At 70.9% G+C, this 17,182-nt stretch carries 19 protein-coding genes; 11 read left to right on the top strand and 8 right to left on the bottom strand.

What is annotated here, in order from left to right; genetic code table 11:
- Positions 1 to 103: 103 nt before the first annotated feature.
- On the bottom strand, positions 104 to 826 hold the full coding sequence (locus NM961_RS13965) for a TorF family putative porin (protein WP_255915014.1): 723 nt from the start codon (positions 824 to 826) through the stop codon (positions 104 to 106).
- 166 nt (positions 827 to 992) lie between these two features.
- Here NM961_RS13965 and NM961_RS13960 point away from each other — a divergent pair, with 166 nt between their 5' ends.
- The 8 genes from NM961_RS13960 (at position 993) to NM961_RS13925 (ending at position 8,807) form a co-directional block, all read left to right on the top strand.
- Positions 993 to 1,622: an RNA polymerase sigma factor gene (locus NM961_RS13960; RefSeq protein WP_255915013.1), complete on the top strand. Its 630-nt coding sequence runs from the start codon at positions 993 to 995 to the stop codon at positions 1,620 to 1,622.
- Between the two features lie 4 nt (positions 1,623 to 1,626).
- Positions 1,627 to 2,301: an anti-sigma factor gene (locus NM961_RS13955; RefSeq protein WP_255915012.1), complete on the top strand. Its 675-nt coding sequence runs from the start codon at positions 1,627 to 1,629 to the stop codon at positions 2,299 to 2,301.
- A complete protein-coding gene (locus NM961_RS13950; protein ID WP_255915011.1) occupies positions 2,291 to 3,607 on the top strand; it encodes a S8 family serine peptidase in 1,317 nt (438 codons plus the stop codon). Before NM961_RS13955 ends, NM961_RS13950 begins: the two co-directional genes overlap by 11 nt.
- Positions 3,608 to 3,654: 47 nt before the next feature.
- A complete protein-coding gene (locus tag NM961_RS13945) occupies positions 3,655 to 4,680 on the top strand; it encodes a DmsE family decaheme c-type cytochrome (protein ID WP_255915010.1) in 1,026 nt (341 codons plus the stop codon).
- 13 nt (positions 4,681 to 4,693) lie between these two features.
- Positions 4,694 to 7,246, top strand: coding sequence for an MtrB/PioB family outer membrane beta-barrel protein (locus tag NM961_RS13940; protein WP_255915009.1), 2,553 nt, complete (start codon positions 4,694 to 4,696; stop codon positions 7,244 to 7,246).
- Positions 7,247 to 7,334: 88 nt separating this feature from the next.
- Entirely contained in the window at positions 7,335 to 7,736 is a 402-nt protein-coding gene (locus NM961_RS13935) for a cupredoxin domain-containing protein (protein ID WP_255915008.1), read from the top strand.
- Between the two features lie 54 nt (positions 7,737 to 7,790).
- Positions 7,791 to 8,450, top strand: coding sequence for a c-type cytochrome (locus tag NM961_RS13930; protein WP_255915007.1), 660 nt, complete (start codon positions 7,791 to 7,793; stop codon positions 8,448 to 8,450).
- Between the two features lie 27 nt (positions 8,451 to 8,477).
- Positions 8,478 to 8,807 (top strand): high-potential iron-sulfur protein, encoded by a 330-nt coding sequence (locus NM961_RS13925; protein ID WP_255915006.1) that lies wholly within the window; start codon positions 8,478 to 8,480, stop codon positions 8,805 to 8,807.
- Positions 8,808 to 8,837: 30 nt separating this feature from the next.
- Here NM961_RS13925 and NM961_RS13920 read toward each other — a convergent pair whose 3' ends face one another.
- The 4 genes from NM961_RS13920 to NM961_RS13905 form a co-directional block, all read right to left on the bottom strand.
- Positions 8,838 to 9,677, bottom strand: a complete 840-nt coding sequence (locus NM961_RS13920) for an ABC transporter six-transmembrane domain-containing protein (protein WP_255915005.1) — start codon at positions 9,675 to 9,677, stop codon at positions 8,838 to 8,840.
- A gap of 340 nt (positions 9,678 to 10,017) precedes the next feature.
- On the bottom strand, positions 10,018 to 10,461 hold the full coding sequence (locus tag NM961_RS13915; protein WP_255915004.1) for a rhodanese-like domain-containing protein: 444 nt from the start codon (positions 10,459 to 10,461) through the stop codon (positions 10,018 to 10,020).
- A gap of 123 nt (positions 10,462 to 10,584) precedes the next feature.
- A complete protein-coding gene (locus tag NM961_RS13910; RefSeq protein ID WP_255915003.1) occupies positions 10,585 to 11,001 on the bottom strand; it encodes a hypothetical protein in 417 nt (138 codons plus the stop codon).
- Positions 11,002 to 11,080: 79 nt separating this feature from the next.
- Positions 11,081 to 11,557: a YiiD C-terminal domain-containing protein gene (locus tag NM961_RS13905; protein ID WP_255915002.1), complete on the bottom strand. Its 477-nt coding sequence runs from the start codon at positions 11,555 to 11,557 to the stop codon at positions 11,081 to 11,083.
- On the opposite strand from NM961_RS13905, the gene NM961_RS13900 reads away from it, so the two are divergent.
- From NM961_RS13900 to NM961_RS13890, 3 genes are all read left to right on the top strand, one after another.
- Positions 11,556 to 12,443 carry a uroporphyrinogen-III synthase gene (locus NM961_RS13900; RefSeq protein WP_255915001.1) on the top strand — a complete coding sequence of 296 codons (888 nt, stop codon included), beginning with the start codon at positions 11,556 to 11,558 and terminating at the stop codon, positions 12,441 to 12,443. The two genes, NM961_RS13905 and NM961_RS13900, sit on opposite strands and share 2 nt — an antisense overlap.
- A 76-nt stretch (positions 12,444 to 12,519) precedes the next feature.
- Positions 12,520 to 13,608, top strand: a complete 1,089-nt coding sequence (locus NM961_RS13895) for a uroporphyrinogen-III C-methyltransferase (RefSeq protein ID WP_255915000.1) — start codon at positions 12,520 to 12,522, stop codon at positions 13,606 to 13,608.
- A complete protein-coding gene (locus tag NM961_RS13890; RefSeq protein ID WP_255914999.1) occupies positions 13,605 to 14,870 on the top strand; it encodes a heme biosynthesis HemY N-terminal domain-containing protein in 1,266 nt (421 codons plus the stop codon). The genes NM961_RS13895 and NM961_RS13890 overlap by 4 nt, the downstream gene beginning before the upstream one ends.
- 183 nt (positions 14,871 to 15,053) lie before the next feature.
- On the opposite strand, the gene NM961_RS13885 is transcribed toward NM961_RS13890, so the two are convergent.
- From NM961_RS13885 to NM961_RS13875, 3 genes are all read right to left on the bottom strand, one after another.
- Entirely contained in the window at positions 15,054 to 15,425 is a 372-nt protein-coding gene (locus NM961_RS13885; protein ID WP_255914998.1) for a GFA family protein, read from the bottom strand.
- Between the two features lie 125 nt (positions 15,426 to 15,550).
- Positions 15,551 to 16,114 (bottom strand): DUF2845 domain-containing protein, encoded by a 564-nt coding sequence (locus tag NM961_RS13880; protein ID WP_255914997.1) that lies wholly within the window; start codon positions 16,112 to 16,114, stop codon positions 15,551 to 15,553.
- Positions 16,111 to 17,163, bottom strand: coding sequence for a CDP-6-deoxy-delta-3,4-glucoseen reductase (locus tag NM961_RS13875; protein ID WP_255914996.1), 1,053 nt, complete (start codon positions 17,161 to 17,163; stop codon positions 16,111 to 16,113). The genes NM961_RS13880 and NM961_RS13875 overlap by 4 nt, the downstream gene beginning before the upstream one ends.
- Between the last annotated feature and the right edge of the window lie 19 nt (positions 17,164 to 17,182).

Genomic DNA, 17,182 nt, shown 5'->3' with positions numbered 1-17,182 from the left:
GCAACGCCGCTGCACAGGCGTTGTGCGAACTGAGTACCGCCGGCGCGGAGAATGGTTGTCGCCAGGCGCGGATCGCGCGTCGGCCGCTGCGCTGCGCGCCGCCTCAGAAGCTCCAGACCAGCGTGGTGACCCAGCGCGTGCGGTCCTGCGCGCCGGTGTTGTAGCGCAGCGCGCCCGGCGTGGACCAGAGTACGGATGAATAAATGTATACATCGCCTGCGCCGTAGCTCAGGCCGGCGCTGCCGTAGCCGTAGACCAGGTCGGCGACCTGCTTGAGGTTGGCATAGCCCAGGCCGAAGTTTGCCGCCAGGCGGCCGGCGACGGGCTGCTGGTAGCTGAGTTCGGCGGAGGCGACGAAGCCCACCTTGGCGCCGCTCGCGCTGAAGATGCCGGGCGTGTCCGGCGACAGCGCCAGGCTCAGGCGCCAGCGGCCGCGCCAGCCTATGGCGGCGTTGAGTTCGTTGTAGTTGAGTTCGTCGCGCCAGACGTTCCACGGCGACTCGTAATGCATCACGCCCAGCTTGGCCGACCAGTCCTCGTCCAGCTGCCAGAGCCGGTCCAGGTACAGGGTGAACTGGGCGCCGGAAGACTGGTACTGCGGCCGCTCGGCGCTGGCGCCCAGGCCGGCGGTCCAGTTCTCGTCGAAGCGGTAGTGCACGTCGGCCAGCCAGGAAGGCCGGCCGGAGGTCTGGCTGACGCCGCGGTACACATTGTCGCTGCCGAAACCCAGCGCGCCGCCCCAGTCCTGCGCCGCGGCGGGCAGGGCCGCGGCCAGCAGCAGGCCGGCGGCCGCGTGCGGCAGTCTGTCGAAGCGGGGTGAGGCCATGCCGCAGAATCTGCCTGGGTTCTCGGTTCTCACGCGACCTTACACTGACGGGGAACAGGGGTTTGCGGCAGCCTTCACGCCAGCGCGGCACCGGGGTTCCTGCGGGACGCAACCTTTCGCCGCCGGCGCGGCACTCACGGTCCAACAGGTGACCCATGTGGAGCCGATGAAATCTATCACCGACGAGCTGGAGACGCGCAACGGCGGCGAACCCGACGCCGACACCGCCGAGCGCCGCCTGCTGACGGCGGTGGCGGGCGGCGACCGCATCGCCTTCGAGCGGCTGTACCTGCGCCAGCATCCGCTGCTGGCCCGTTTCATCGGACGGCATACGGCGCGGCGCGACCTCGTCGACGAGATCATCAACGACACCTTCTGGGTGGTATGGCGCAAGGCGGCGGAGTTCCGCGGCGAGTCCAAGGTCGCCACCTGGATCGTCGGCATCGCCTACCGCTGCATGCTCAAGGCGCTGCGGCAGAACCCGCCGGCGGCCGAACAGCAGGACGAGGCTGGCCTGGCCGAACTGGCCGGACAGGAAAGCGGCGAGAGCGAGCAGCGCGAACTCAGCGACTGGGTGCGCCGCGGCCTGGACCTGCTCTCGCCGGAGCAGCGCATGACCCTGGAGCTGGCCTACTACCTGGGGCAGTCCTGCGAGGAGATCGCCGCGATCATGAACTGCGCCAGCGGTACGGTGAAGGCGCGCATGTTCCATGCCCGCCTGCGCCTGCGCAATTCGCTGCCGGGCCTGGGCGGCGAGCCCGCGCCGGCCGCGAACTCATCTTCGGTACGGAATTGAAGCCATGAACCAGGAACCCAACGCCCATTGCCAGACCTGGGAGCTGATTCCCTGGGTGGTCAACGGCACGGCCACCGCGGCGCAGCGCGAGCGCGTGGAAGCGCATCTGCGCACCTGCGCCGACTGCCGCGAGGAATTCGCGCTGCAGCAGCAGTTCCACGCCGCGATGCTGGCCCGGCCCGCGGTCACGTCCGATCCGCAGCCGGCGCTGGCGCAGCTGTTCGCACGCCTGGAATTGCAGGGCGAACTGGCGCCGGTCGAGACGGTGCCGCGCCGCCGCCACCGCGCCAACGCCTGGCTGGCCGCCGCCGTCGTGGTACAGGCCGTAGGGCTGGGCTTGCTCGGCGCCGCGCTGCTGCACCGCTCCGGCAACGGCAGCGCCGCGCCGGCCGAGGCCGGCTACCGCACCCTGAGCAGCACCGCCCCCGGCCGCGCCGCGGCCGCGATCCGTCTGGTCGCCGCGCCGGACATGACTCTGGCCACCCTGCGCCAGCTGCTGGGCGAGACCGGCCTGCACATCGTCGAGGCCAATACCGACAACAGCATCTTCGGCCTGGCGAGCGTCGATGCGGCGCAGACCGCCAATGCCGAATTCATCAATGCGGCCCTGCTGCGCCTGCGTGCCCAGCCTGGCGTGCTGCTGGCCGAACCCGTGGGCGATGCCGGCCGTGCGCCCTGAGCGCTGTCTTTCCGCCGCGCTGAGCCGCCTGCGGCATGCCGGCCTGTGCCTGTTGCTGGGCTGGGCCGCCAGCGTCGCGGCCGCGCCTGCGCCGCCGGCACCGGACTGGTCCGCGGGCCAGGACGCCGCGCGCATGATCGTCGTGGCCGTGGCCAACAAGCCCGATCCACAGCTGGGCGCCGGCGCCACGCCGCGCGGCTACGGCGGCCTGCCCGACTATGCCGGCGGCGAGCGCGCCGTGGCGCTGGCGCAGCGCCTGTCCGGCGACTACGGCCTGCGCGAACTGTCGGCCTGGGTGATCGAACCGCTGCGCCTGCGCTGCATGGTCTATGCCGTCCCCGCGGATACCGACCGCGACCAGCTGCTGCAGCGCCTGCAGCAGGACAGGCGCGTGCGCATCGCCCAGCCGCTGCAGGAGTTCGAGACCTTCAGCGCGCCGGCTGCGCCTGACGAAAAGGTATACAACGATCCTTATTTGCAGCTGCAGCACAATTTCTCCGCCATCGCCGCTGCGGGGGCGCAGCGCTCCAGCCGCGGCGACGGCGTGCGCATCGCCCTGATCGACACCGGCCTGGATGCGGACCATCCCGAACTCGCCGGCCGCATCCTGGAGCAGCGCGATTTCGTCGGCGGCGCGGCCATGCCGGCCGAGCGTCACGGCACCGAGGTGGCCGGCGTGATCTCGGCGGTGGCGAACAACAATCTCGGCATCGTCGGCATCGCGCCGGCGGCGCAGCTGCTGGCCTATCGCGCCTGCTGGTCGCTGCCCGGCGCCGCGGCCGGCGCGCGCTGCAATTCCTTCACGCTGGCCCTGGCCCTGACCGCGGCGCTGTCTTCGGATGCGCGCATCATCAATCTGAGCCTGGGCGGGCCGGCCGATCCGCTGCTGCAGGAACTGCTCAGCCACGCCATCGCGCGCGGCACCGTCGTTGTCGGCGCGGTGCCGCCCAGCCGCGATCTCGGCGGTTTTCCGCTGGGCGTGCCCGGCGTGATCGCGGTGGCGTCCAGCGAAGATCCGGCGCCGGATGCGCCGGTGCTGCGCGCGCCCGGCCGCGACATCCTGACCCTGGAACCGGGCGGCCGCTTCGACTACGCCTCGGGCAGTTCGCTGGCCACGGCCCAGGTCAGCGCGGCGCTGGCGCTGTTGCTGGCGCTGGAACCAAAACGCGATTCCGCGGAACTGTATACCTTGCTCAGCCGCAGCCAGGCTGCGGCCGGCACGAGCATCAATGTCTGCGCCGCGGTCGCCGCCCTCGGGCGCGACCGCGGCCATTGCCAAAACCGGACGCCACCAGCGGAGCATTGACCATGCCCAGCGCACCACACACGTCCGCCGCGAGGCGGGCGAGCGGGTTGCTGTCGCTGATTTTCCTGATCCTGGCCGCGCTGCCGGCTCTGGCCGCACAGACGCGCGAGGAACTGGCGCGGGAGCTGCCGGCGTCGGATCTGTCCGGCGGCGATGCCGCGCAAGCCGGACGGCGCTTTCTGGCCGCGCCCGGCTTCGCCACTGCCCGCGTCGCCGACAATCCGCTGGCGCCCGCGGCCGCGCCGGTGGGCGAGAAGATGTGCGTTTCCTGCCACCAGCTGGAAAGCGAGCACTTCACGCACACCTTGCACGCGCTGGGACTGTTTGCCGCGGCCAAGGCCGATGCGCGCATCCCGGTCTGCGAAACCTGTCATGGCCCCGGCTCGGCGCATGCGCAGCAGCCGGCCGCGCCCGGACTCATCCTCGGTTTCACGCGCACCTCGGCCACGCCGGTCGCGCAGCAGGTGAAGACCTGTCTCAGCTGCCACGCCGGCGGCGCGCGCGACCACTGGGCCGGTTCCATCCACCAGCGCAACGAGCTGTCCTGCAGCGACTGCCACAACCCGATGGCGAAGTTCTCCGGCGAAGGCCTGCTCGCACGCCGCTCGATCAACGACACCTGCGCCCAGTGCCACAACGACGTGCGCCAGCAGTTCAACCGCCGCTCGCACATGCCCCTGGCCGAGGGCCAGATGAGCTGCGTGGACTGCCACAACCCGCACGGCTCGCTGACCCAGCCCCTGCTCAAGACCGCGACCGTCAACGAGACCTGCTACCAGTGCCACGCCGAGAAGCGCGGCCCCTTCCTGTTCGAGCACGCGCCGGTGCGCGACAGCTGCCTCAACTGTCACACGCCGCACGGGTCCAACCAGCACGCGCTTTTGTCGGCGCCGGTGCCGTTCCTGTGCCAGCAGTGCCACAGCCAGCTGGGCCACCCCAACGACTTGCAGACGCCGGCCTCGCTGGCCGGTGGCGCGCATCCGGACGAGCGCCTGATGGGCCGCGCCTGCCTCACCTGCCACGCCCAGATCCACGGCTCGAACGCGCCGTCCGGGCCCAAGTTCCACGAATAGGGAGGCCAGCGCGATGCCCAGGACATGCATACCAGTTCGCGCGCCGCTGACTCTGGCGCTGCTGCTGGCCCTGCCCGCGGCGCAGGCCGACAGCGGCGTGGGCGTGGACAGCTGGCGCGGCAACAAGCTCGATCCCAGCGCCGGCGCGGCCAGCGCAACTACCGATGCACGCGGCATGAGCTGGCTGCGGCCGGATCTGCGGCGTTCGCCCGGCGGCCATCTGTACGTCTGCCCGGCCGAGTCGCCGCAAATGCAGCCGATTGGCGAATGGGAATATGCCGGCCGCGTGCAGCTGGGCTATCTCATCACCTTCGGCGACGACGCCAACGGCCACTGGAACCGCTACGTGAAATGGGACAGCGGCCTGATCCTGGGCCTGCTGGAAATCGCCCTGCGCCGGCCAGAGGACGGCAGCTACGCCGACATCCGCGCCAGCCGCATCAGCGATGACGATGCGTTCTTCCAGGCTGCTTTCGGCCGCGCCGGCAGCTATAAGGTCGAAGCCTTCCTGCGCGAGCTGCCCAACGTGGTCTCCGGCGATGCGCGCAGCATCTGGAGCGGCGTCGGCGGCAACGATCTGCGCCTGATCGGCGGCCTGCAACCCGGGCGCAGCAGCAGCGCCGAAGTGGCCGCGGCCGCCGCGGCCGCGCCGCGGCGCAGCCTGGAGGTGGTGCGCAGCAAGACCGGCCTGGGCCTGGATCTGTACCTGACGCCGCAGTGGAGCGGCTATGCCCGCCTCAGCGAGGACCGGCGCCGCGGCGCGCGGCCGTTCGGCGGCGCGTTTTTCTACAATTTCGTTTTTGCGCAGAATGCCGGCGTGCTGGAGACGCCGCGCCCGGTCGCCGACAGCACCATCAACATGAACCTGGGCCTGCGCTACGCCGGCAGCGCCTGGCGGCTGGATTTCGGCTATGACGGCTCGTTCTACCGCGACCGTTACACCCGCTTCGATTTCGACAATCCCTTCCGCATCGCGCCGTCCCAGCCCGGCGCAAGCGCGCCGCCGGTGGAGCGCGGCCAGTTCGCCACCGAGCCGGACAACGACTATCACAACCTGCGCGCCAGCCTGACCCGGCGCCTGCCGCTCGATGGCGAGTTCTCGCTCAGCGCCGCGGCCGGACGCCTGCGCCAGGACGACGACCTGATCGCGCCGGTGAACTGCCAGGGCCTGTTCGGCATCGACCAGGACGGCAGCGGCCAGCCCGGCCCGGCCAACCGTTTCCTGTATGCCTGCGCCGACTGGAACACGCCGGCCGCGCTGTCGCGGCGCAGCGCGGACCTGCAGATCGACACGCTGCTGCTGGACAGCCGCTTCACGCTGCAGCCGCTGCAGCGCCTGCACCTGCGCGGCGGCCTGCGCTTCAACCGCGAGGACTATCGCAACACCTACCTTGCCTACAACCCGCTGACCGGCGACTACGGCTACATCGCCGAGAACGCCGCGCCGGGCAGCATCCTCGGCGGCCAGACCGGCATCTGGAACCCGTTTGCGGCGCGCTCCATCCTGACCCGCGTGCGCAGCATCCCGCTGGACCAGCAGGAAATCGCCGCCCACCTCGGCGCCGACTGGCGCCTGTCCGAACGCAACAGCCTGGGCGCGACGTATACCTTCACCCGCGACGAGCCCAGCAACCGCGAACGCCGCCGCATCGACGACGACAGCCTCAAGATCGCCTGGAGCAACCGCGCCTGGGAGCGGCTGACCCTGCGCGCCAGCTACACCTGGCTGCAGCGCGGCGGCGACGCCTACGACTACCGCCTGTACGCGCCGGCCTATTCCTCCAGCCTGCCCGGTTTCGTCGCGCCCTTCGGCGGCCTGCCTGCGCCGGTGGTCGAGGCCATGCGCAAATACGATCTCAGCGACCGGCGCGAGCACAAGGTCGACCTGATCGCCAGCTACGCGCTGCGCGAGGACATGACGCTGAGTGCAAATCTGCGCGGCGATTTCAACAACTACGCCGCGCAGATCGGCCGCCAGGCCTATGACACCGGCGGCATCAGCCTGCAATGGGACTGGCAGCCCGGGCCGGATACGCAGGCCGGCGCCTATTTCGGCTACGACCGTTCGCGCCTGGTCATGGCCAATGTGAACGAGGAAGTGTTCGGCCCGGATCCCCGGCTCGGCGGCGAGACCTTTCCCGACACCGCGCGCTGGTGGGCCTACGACAAGCAGCGCAACCGCAGCGCCGGCGCCAATCTGGTGCAGCGCCTGGGCCGGGTGAAGCTGGACGCGGCCTGGAACCTGATTGATTCGCGCGGCATCACCAGCTTCCGCTTCAACTCGCCGCTGGCGCTGGCCTATTTTGAAGACGGCGCGGCTGCGCTGCAGGGCGCGTTCTCGCCGCTGCGCTACCGCGTCGACAGCCTTACGCTCGGCTTCAGCCTGGCGCTGACGCCGCGCCATTCGCTGCGCCTGTTCGACTACTACGAACGCGGCCGCCTGCAGGACTGGCACTACCAGGGACTGCAAGCCGGCAGCGTGATCGACCACCGCGTGTACACCGACGCGGGACCGCAGAGCTATACCGCCAACCTGATCGGACTGCTGCTCGACATCAGGTTGTAGGCGCGCGGCGCAGGGGCTGCGCGCGTTTCGCCGGCAACGGCCTCAGGCAGCACGAGAAGCACGTCCACAACATCGCAAGGAGAGAGAAATGATCCGACTGAACACCCTGCGCAACGCCGTCCCGCTGCTGTTGCTGCTGCCGTTCGCGGCCACGGCGGAAAATTTCGAGGTCGTGATCGGCCAGGGCGGCAACAACTTCTCGCCGTCGACGCTGACGATCAAGGTCGGCGACACGGTCACCTTCCGCCAGGTCGCCGGTTTCCACAACGCCATGTCCGCGCCCGGTGCGGTGACCAGCTTCCGCTGCGGCCCCGGCGGCTGCGGCAACGGCCCCGAGGGCGACGGCGGCGGCGGCACCTGGCAGCAGACCGTGCTGTTCCCGACCCAGGGCTCGGTGCCATATCTGTGCGAAGTGCATGGGCAGAGCATGTCCGGCCTCATCACGGTGAATCCGGTGCCGGTCACGCTGCAATCCTTCGATGTCGACTGAGTGCGCGCCGGCCTGCGCAGGCCGCAGGCCGGCGGCGATCACGGGAGAGCCGGGATGAAACGGATCACTGCACTGGGCCTGCTGTGTGCGGCGGCACTGGCGACGGCCGGCCCGCCGGACCTGCGCCGGGCCGGCCGCATCGAAGGCGATGCGGCGGCGGGCGCGGCCAAGGTGGCGGTCTGCGTGGCCTGCCACGGCCCGGAAGGCAATTCGGTGGTGCCGGCGTTCCCGGCGCTGGCCGGCCAGCGTGCGGCCTATCTGTACCAGAGCCTCGCCGGCTTCCAGCGCCGGGCCGATCCGGCTTCGCCGATGACGGCGCAGGTCAAGGATCTCAGCGACGCCGATCTGCGCAATATCGCCGCGTACTTCGCCTCGCGCCCGCGCACGCCGGCAGCGCCGGCGACGGCCGCGGGCAGCGGCGAAGGCGCGCGCCTGTTCCGCGAAGGCGACAGCGCGCGCGGCATTCCGCCCTGCCAGGGCTGTCACGGCGCCGTCGCCGGCGGCCATCCGCTGGCCGGCACGGCGCCGCGCTACGACTACTACCCGGCGCTGGCGGCGCAGCACAGCGACTATCTGATCGCGCGCCTGGGCCACTACCGCGACGGCAGGATCGCCGACACCAGCAATGCCCAGATCATGCGCGGCGTCGCCCACAACCTGGACGATGCCGCTATCCGCGCCCTGGCCGAGTGGCTGGCCGCCACGCCGCGCTGAGCGCAATTCCTTGGTGGAGAGATGGCGATGAAAACCCGACATACCGACGGTGCGACCGATGCGCGCCGCCGCGCGCTGCTGATCCTCGGCCTGTTCGGCGGCGGCGGCCTGCTTGCGGCCGGCCGAGCGCCTGCCCAGGAGCCGCTCGCGGAAACCGATCCCACCGCCCAGGCTCTGGGCTACAAGGCCGACGCCGCACAGGTCGACGCGGCCAAGTTCCCCAGGCACGCGGCCAACCAGACCTGTGCCAGCTGCAACTTCTTCAAGGCCGAAGGCGCCGGCGGCAGCTGCCAGCTGTTTCCCGGCAAGACCGTCAGTAGCAAGGGCTGGTGCTCGGCCTACGCGGCCAGGCCGTGACGGCGCGGCGGCGGCCGTGCCGCCGCCGGCTTATTCGGCCTTGTGTGCCATGCGCTGGTTGAGGTCGCGCAGCTTGGCCACCTGCTGCACCAGTTGCGGCACCTGGTCCAGCGCCATCACGTAGCGCCAGACGTAGGCGAAGATCGCGTACACGTCGCCGGCGCGGGCCGCGCCGGCTTCGGCCAGGCGCATCAGCGCAACCACGAACAGCACGATCACGGTGATCTCCATGGCGCCGAAGGCCCTGGCCTCGGTATCCGACAGGCGCACGCGCCAGCCGCTGAGGGCGCGGAAATGCCGCCGCACGGCCGCCGGACGGCCGCCGCGCAGGATCGCGACCTCGCGTTCGAGCCGGTCGTTGAGGCCGCGGTTGAGCACCAGCGAACGCCGCGCCAGCCACTGGTTGATCAGCGCCAGCGGCAGCACCAGCACCAGGCAGGCGGCGCCTACCGCGGGCTCCAGCCAGAACAGCGCGCTCAGCGACACGCTCAGGCCGATCAGCGCGTACAGCAGGGCCGGCACGTCGCGTTCGAGGAAGGTGACGTATTCCCGCGACAGCGAGGTGCGCGCGGCGATGATGGACGGATCCACCCCGGCCTCGTGCGCGCGCAGCACGAAGGCGCCGGCCATGGCCGCATACAGCCGGGTGAACACGCGCGTGTCGTACATCTTGGCGCTGACTTCCAGCACCAGGGCCGCGGCATGGCAGGCGACCAGCCAGCCGACCGCGGCATAGTTCTTCTCCAGCACGCCGTTGATCGCGAGCGCGGTGGCAAAGGGGTACAGCTGGCCGGCGATGCTGCCGGCCACGCCCAGCGACCAGGCGGCGCAAAGCCTGCCCAGGTAGGCGCGTACATGCGGAAAAATCATGTGGGACCTGCGTCAGAAACGGGGGCGACGACGCGCTGCGTCGCCGCCGGGCGTTTCCCGGCGCCGTTCCCGAATGGCGGCTGCGGCCGGCGCGCCGTCGCAGACGGCATGCCGGGGCGATCCGGCGTTGGATCGCGGGGAAATGGTCGCCATGGCGACGTGTTCCCGCGACGGCGCGCGCGTTCGCTGGCGCCGTCCTGCCGGATGACGGGCTCGCGCCCGTCCTTCAGAAACCTACCGCAGGCCGCGGCTCAGGCGCGGCGGGAAAAACGGGGCCGGAAAACGGACGATGAAAGGCTGTGGCAGCTATTCATTCTTCATCTCGCTCCTTGAGGAATCGCTAGCGCCTGCCCTTGTGCAGCGGCAGATCCGCCGCCTGCCACGCGGCCGTGCCGCCGGCGAGGGTGTAGACGCGGGTGAAACCCGCCTTGGCCAGGCGGGCGGCGGCGCCGGCGGAAGTCTGTCCGCTGCGGCAGATCACGGCCACGGGCTTGTCCTTCACCTTGGCCAGGTCCTTGTGTTCCGGATCGAACTGGGACATGGCCACGTTGCGCGCCGTGGGCACGTGGCCCTTCTCGTAGTCCGAGGCGGAGGAAACGTCGACCACCAGCGCGTTCTCGCCGTTGATCAGGCGGGTCAGCTCGGCCGGGGTCAGTTCCTTGTAGCCGCGGAACCAGCGCGTGGATTCGTTCGCGATCAGCGCGAGCAGCACGCCGAAGAACGCCATGGCCAGGAAAGGATGGTTGCCCAGGAACTCGGGCAGGCGATGCAGGAACTCGGACATGGGGCGGTGGAAATACGCGGAGGATCGGGGATTATCCGCGACGGCGGCGCCGGCGCATAGGCCGGAATGGCCGGACGGTCATCAAACTGTCCCGGCTGCGGCGGCTTCCGGGCCGCGGCGGCCTCAGTTCTTGGCGGTGATCGAAGGCAGTCCGCTGACCAGCCACCAGCGCTTGGCCTTTTCGTCCCAGCGCCAGGTCTGGCGGTCGTACACCACGCGCTCGGCCTGGCTGTGCTCATTGATGATGCCGATTTCGGCCAGCACCTGGATCTCGGTCTTGCTGACTTCCACCGGCGACTGCTGGCGGTAGTAGCTGACCCGGACCTGGCGGTAGCGGTTCATGTCGATGGTCGGTATCGGCCTGGCCGCGCGCACTTCGGGGTCGATGAAGGAGATGGCCTGCTCGAAGCCGCCCCAGCGCAGCGTGGCGCCGTAGTCGAGCAGGATCTGGTCCATGGCCTTGTCTTTACGGCTGCGCGCTTCGGCGGTGCCGGCGAACAGGACCAACAGCAGCAGGGGCAGCCACAGCCAGCGACGCATGGGGAAGCTCCGTAGGCGCAATCGGCGCCGATTGTGCCGCAAGCCCGGCCGGGAATCAGCCGGGGCGCAGGTCTGCGGTTCAGGCAGCGCTGGACTTGGCCTCGCGGCGCAGCGCGACGAAACGCGCTTCCAGCGTCGTCGCCGGCTTGCCGGATTCGTCGCAGACGCTGGCGACCAGGCGGGCGCGGCTCTTGCCGCGGGCGGCGAGCAGGTCGAAAAAGCCGTCCCAGCTTTCGCCCTCGGCCAGGCGGGATTCGGCGCGTATGCCGCCCCAGACCGGGGCCAGGTAGCGCAGCTGCGAATCCTGCACGTAGACATCGCAATCCTCGCCGGCCGCGCGCAGGCGCAGCACCACCAGGGCCCAGCAGGAAAGCGTCAGCAAACTGGCCAAACTGCCGCCGAAGGCGCAGCCTTTGTCGTTGATGTTCGGTGCCAGCGGCGCGCACAGCGCAAGGCGGTCGCCGTGATAGTCCGTCAGGCGCAGCTGCATGGCCTGGGCCAGCGGGATGTCGGTGAGGATTTCGCGCTCCAGCGCATGGATCAGGGCTAAGGTCATGGGTACTACGAAGGGCAGGACGGACAGGGCGCGCACGGTGCCACGGGTCGGTGAACGTAACAAGACTGAGCTTGCAACCCAGACCGTTCCGCAGCGTGTGGCGGCGCGCCTGGCGCTGCCCCTGGCCGGCGCCGGCGTGATCGTGACGCGGCCGGCCGGTACCGCCGCCGGCCTGTTGCTGCGGCTGCAGCGGCTGGGCGCCGATACCGTGACCTTGCCGGGCCTGAGCCTGCGTTCCGCGCCCGATCCCGCCGCCGCGCGCGCGGCCCTGCGCACGGCGCTGCAGGGCGACGGCCTGGTCTTCGTCAGCCCGGCGGCGGTGAAATTCGCCTGGAAATTACTGCCGGCGCTGCGTCTGCCGGCGCGCCTGCGCCTGGCCGCGGTGGGCGCGGCCACGGCCCGCGCGCTGCGCGCCCGCGGTGCGCGCGAGGTGATCGTGCCGCGCGGCAGCCAGGACAGCGAAGGCCTGCTGGCCGAAGCCGCCCTGCGCGGCGTGCGCGGCCAGCGCTGGGGCCTGGTCGCGGCGGCCGGCGGGCGCGATCTGCTCGCCGCCGGCCTGCGCCGGCGCGGCGCGCGGGTAGTGCCGGTGGAGGTCTACCAGCGCGCCGCGCCGCGCTGGAACCGGCTGCATTACGCCCGCCTGGAAACCGCGCCGCGGCCGCTGATCGTGCTGATTTCCAGCGCCCAGGCCCTGGCCCATCTGGCCACGCTGCTGCCGCCCGGGCTGGTGCTGGCCCTGCGCGAGGCCGACTTCGTGCTCAGCAGCGAACGCCTGGCCGCGCTCGCGCGCGAGCACGGGTTCACTCGTGTACATGTGGCCAAATCCGCGCTGTCGGCCGATCTGGTCCAGGCCGCCGAAGCCGCGCTCGCCTGCCACCGGCTGTGAGCGCCGACACATAACTTTCCCTGCGCCGACCTTGGTCGTTCTGATCCTCGACCCGGTTCTTCGGTAGGATTGGCACATGGACATGGATACGCCCGATTCCGCTCAGCCGGCGTCGTCACCCGCGCCCGAGGCCGTGACGCCGTCCCGTTCCCCCGCGCCGGCGCCGCGCCGGACCCTGGCGGCCGCCGGCCTCGTCGTCGGCGTCGCTGCACTGGCCGTAGGCGGTCTGGCCTGGTGGCAGGCCGCACGCGAAGGCAGCGCCAGCAGCGGCATCGCCACCGAACTGGCCCTGGCCCGCACCGATATCGACGGCCTGCGCCGCGCCATAGACCTCGACCGGCGCGAACGCGATCTGCTGCGCCAGCGCCTGGGCGATGCCGAAACCATCAACAAATCCCTGCGCGAGGAAGTGCTGGGCGTTTCCGAGCGCGCCCGCGTGCTTGAGGACGCCATCGCCAACCTCGCCGACAAGCGCCTGTCCGGCCACGACGCACTGCTGCTGAACGAGGCCGAGATGGTGCTGCTGCTGGCGCAGCAGCGCTACGAGCTGTTCCATGACGCCGCCGCGGCCGCGCGCGCCTACCGCATCGCCGACGAGGCCCTGGCCGCGCTGCAGGATCCGCTCTACGCCACCGCGCGCGAAACCCTGGCGGTGGAACTGCGCAGCCTGGAGCAGCTGAACCAGCCTGCCGCCGGCGCGGCCCTGGCCGAGCTTGCCGCACTGCGCGCCCAGGTGGCCGAGCTGCCGCCGGCCGCGGCCCTGGCCGGCAACCGTGCCGATCCGGATTCGCGCCTGTGGCGCGCCCTGGGCCAGTTCGTGCGCATCAGCCGCAGCGGCGCCGACGGCGCGGTCAACGATCCGACCCTGCTGCGCAGCTTCGTCGGTCTGGAACTGCGTGCGGCCGAGCTTGCCCTGCTGGAACGCAATGAAGCCGCCCTGCGCGCCGCGCTGGCGCGGGCGCGCAAGCAGCTGCAGGACGGCTTTGCCGCGGACGATCCGGCCGTGATCGCGGCGCTGGCCACGCTGGCCCGGGTCGAGGCGCAGAATCCGGCGCCGGCGGCCGAGCCGGTGCTGGGCGCCACGCTGAAAGAATTGCGCAACCTGCGTGCGGCCCAGGGCCTGCAGTCGGCGCCGCGGCCGGCCGTGGGGACAGAGCAGTCATGAGGTACTGGCTGGCGGGACTGTTGCTGGTGGCCCTGATGCTGGCCGCCGCGGTGGGCTACCACTGGCTGGCCAGCGATCCGGGCTACGTGCTGGTGCGCCTGGGCGATACGCGCTACGAAACCACCGCCGTGGTCGCCTTCGTCGCGCTGGTGCTGCTGTGGGCGCTGATCGGCGTGCTCTGGCGCCTGGGGCGCTGGCCGCTGCGGCTGTGGTTCCGCCGCGCGCGCAAGAAGAGCCGCGAGCGCCTGGCCAACGGCCTGGTCGCCCTGACCGAGGGCCGCTACCTGCGCGCGGAAAAGGAACTCGCCCGCGCCACCCAATACCGCGAACTGCGCGCGCCGGCCATGCTGGCCACCGCCCGCGCCGCCCTGGCCCTGGGCGAGAGCGCCCGCGCCGACGCCGCCCTGGACGAGGCCGCCGAGACCGCCCCGGCCGCCGCCCTGGCCCTGCGCGCCCGGCTCAAGCGCGAGCGCGGCGAACATGCCGAGGCCTACCGCCTGCTCGCCGCCGAGGCCCGCACCGCCAGCCTGGCGCCGTCGGCCTGGGTGGAATACATCGAAGCCGCCCTGGCCACCGGCGAAGCCGAGGCCGCCATGAGCGCGCTGGCGCCGCTGGCGCGCAGCCAGGCGCTGGCGCCGGCCACGTTTGCCGCGCTGGAAGCCCGCGTGCTGGCCGCCGCCCTGGCCGCCGCGCGCAGCGCCGACGGGCTGAACGCGCAATGGGCGGCGCTGACCCGCGCCCAGCGCCGCGTGCCGGTTGCCCTGGCCGCCTATGCCACACGCATGGCCGAACTGGGCCAGCCCCTGCCGGGCATGAGCGAGATCGAGGCCTACCAGCGCAAGGACTGGTCCGACCAGCTGGCCCTGGCCTATGCCGGCCTGGCCGGTGCCGACACCGGCGCCCGCCTGCGCCAGGCCGAGGGCTGGCTCAAGCAGCATCCGAACAACGCCGCCCTGCTCACCGCCCTGGGCCGGCTCTGCGTCGCCGGCAGCCTCTGGGGCAAGGCGCGCGAATACCTGGAGCGCGCCCTGGCCCTGCGCGAGGACGCCGCGACCTGGGAAACCCTGGCCGACGGCTACGCCGGCGAAGGCAACCATGCCAATGCCGAGCAGTGCTACCGCAACGCGCTGCGCCTGGCCCGCGCCGAAGCCAGCCAGCCGCTGCCCGACCAGGCGCCGCGCCTGGGCCTGGATACCAAGGCGCTGGCCTTCGAGGAACGCTCCGAGCACGGCGTGCCGCGCCTGCCCGATCTGTCGCGCTGAACCGGCGGGCCTGCGCGCCCGCTGCGTTGCCGGGAGTCCCTGAGCGGGCCGGAATGTCGAGCGGGTCTGTGCAGCGCTTGAATCCAGGGCTGCCCGCTGTCTGCGCAGCAAGTCTCCGGCGGGATTGCGGCGCCAAGCGGCCGGATGCGGCAGCCTCGCCGCGGATCCGCGCCCGGAACTTCTTCAAGGCATGTCCGCGCCGACGGTCTGCCGCACCGGAATGCCCTGCGGCGAAAAGTCCTGCAGGCAATACACGTTGATGCCGAAATAATCGGGCGTCACCCGTTTGCGGTGGAACGGATAGATGCCGCAGACGCGGCAGAAATAATGCGTGGCGGTGCGGGTGTGGAACTGGTATTCGCTGAGGAAGTCCGCGCCGGCGAGCAGGCGGAAATCGCTTTCGTGCACTTTTACCATCAGCGCGTTCTTCCTGCGGCAGATGGAGCAGTCGCAGGTGGTCAGCTCGGGGAAATCCGTGCGGATCTCGAAGCGGACCGCGCCGCAGTGGCAGGCGCCGGCATGGGTCTGGAGGGTGCGTGCGGGCGTTTCGGTCATGGCTGGATTTCCGGGCTTGCCGGCCGCCCGGCGCGGCCGCCGTGGAAGGGCGGTCGCTGCAACGGCGCGGCAATCATCATCACAGTATTGCCGCTGCCGGTGCGGCGAATGTTCGCGCCGGAGCCTCAGCGCCCTTCCACGTCCACGCTCTGCAGCCGCCCGTTGTGCAGCGTGAGTATGCGCAGCAGCTGGTTGGCGCCCAGGTCGTAGGTCCACTCCTCGCGCCTAACCGGCCGGTACTGCTCGTTGCCGCGGCCATCGCGGCGTACGACCGCCTCGCGCTGGGTACGTCGCGTGGCCGGCTCGCCGCAGTAGGCGACGATCTCGCCGGCGCTGGTGCCGGCGGGCAGGGCGTCGACATTGCAGCTGTCGCCGATGGCGTTGACGCCGTAGCCCAGGGTTTCCTCGTTCTGCAGCTCGCCGTTGCGGAAAACCAGGCGCACCATCAGGCGGCGCGGGCCGAAGTTGTAGTACCAGGCGTCGTAGAGGTCCTCCACCTGGGTTTCATACGGACCGTCCGCGCCGCGCACATCGATGCTGGAGAACTGCTCGACATAGAACGGCGCGCCGCAGCGCTCGCGCACGGCGAAGTCGCGGTCGCCGTCGTTGACCACGCGGCTGCCGCAGCGCAGGGCGTAGGCGGGTGCGGCCAGCAGCAGGAGCAGGCAGAGCAGGGCGAGTCGCTTCATAAGCCATGGATCCCGGCACGGTTGCGCAAGATTTCCGCCAGTACGTCTGGCGCGTAGTCGAAACTGTCGTAGTACAGGCGGTCCTCGTCCAGGCCCGCCGCGACGAAGCTGCGCCGGCCCGCATCGACCATGGCCGGCGGACCGCCCATGTAGACATCGAAGCCCGACAGGTCCGGGTGATCCTCGATCACTGCCTCATGTACGAGCGCGCAGCGCAACCCGTCGCTGAATTCGGGATCGGAGACCACCGGCACGTAGCGGAAGTTCGCCAGCTGGCGCTGCCAGGCCTGCGGCAGAGCGGCCTGGTACAGATCCTCGGCGCGCCGGGCGCCCCAATACAGCTGCATGGAACGGCGCGTGCCCAGGTGCAGGAAGTGTTCGATCAGCGCCTTGACCGGAGCGAAGCCGGTGCCGCCGGCGACGAACAGCATGGGCCGCTCGGAATCCTCCCGCGGCACGAAGGTCCCCAGCGGTCCCTCCACCTGCAGCACCGCGCCGACTTGCAGGGTATCGAACACATAGCCGGTGAAGCCGCCGCCAGCGACGTGGCGTATGTGCAGTTCGATCGCGGTGTCGCCTTCCGGCGCATTGGCGATGGAAAAGGCGCGCCGCTTGCCGTCGGGCAGCAATATGTCCAGGTACTGGCCGGCCAGCCGGTTCAGGCGTTCGCCGGGCGGCGGCTGCAACACCAGCTGCATCACGTCGGGCGCCAGCAGCTGCCTGCGCGCGACCGTGAGCGTGAGCACCCGCCGCGGCAGGTCGGCCACCGAGGCCACTTCGCGCGCGCGCAGGGTCAGGTCGCTGCAGGGCGCGGCCTGGCACAGCAGGATCTGGTGCCGCGCCTGCTCGCTCGCGTTCAACGCCGCCGGCGGATTGCGCGGATAGGCTACTTCGCCCTCGACCAGTACGGCCTTGCAACTGCCGCAGACCCCGGCCAGGCAGGAATAGGGCAGGGCCAGGCCGGCGCGCCGGGCGGCTTCGAGCACGCTTTCGCCGGGCTGCACGGCAAAATGCTTGCCGCTGGACTGCAGGGTGACGGTATGGCTCACACGGCGTTCCGCTGGAATT

It is taken from the genome of Tahibacter harae (assembly GCF_024437735.1).
Classification (GTDB): domain Bacteria; phylum Pseudomonadota; class Gammaproteobacteria; order Xanthomonadales; family Rhodanobacteraceae; genus Tahibacter; species Tahibacter harae.
This window is presented reverse-complemented; position numbering and strand designations above follow the sequence as displayed.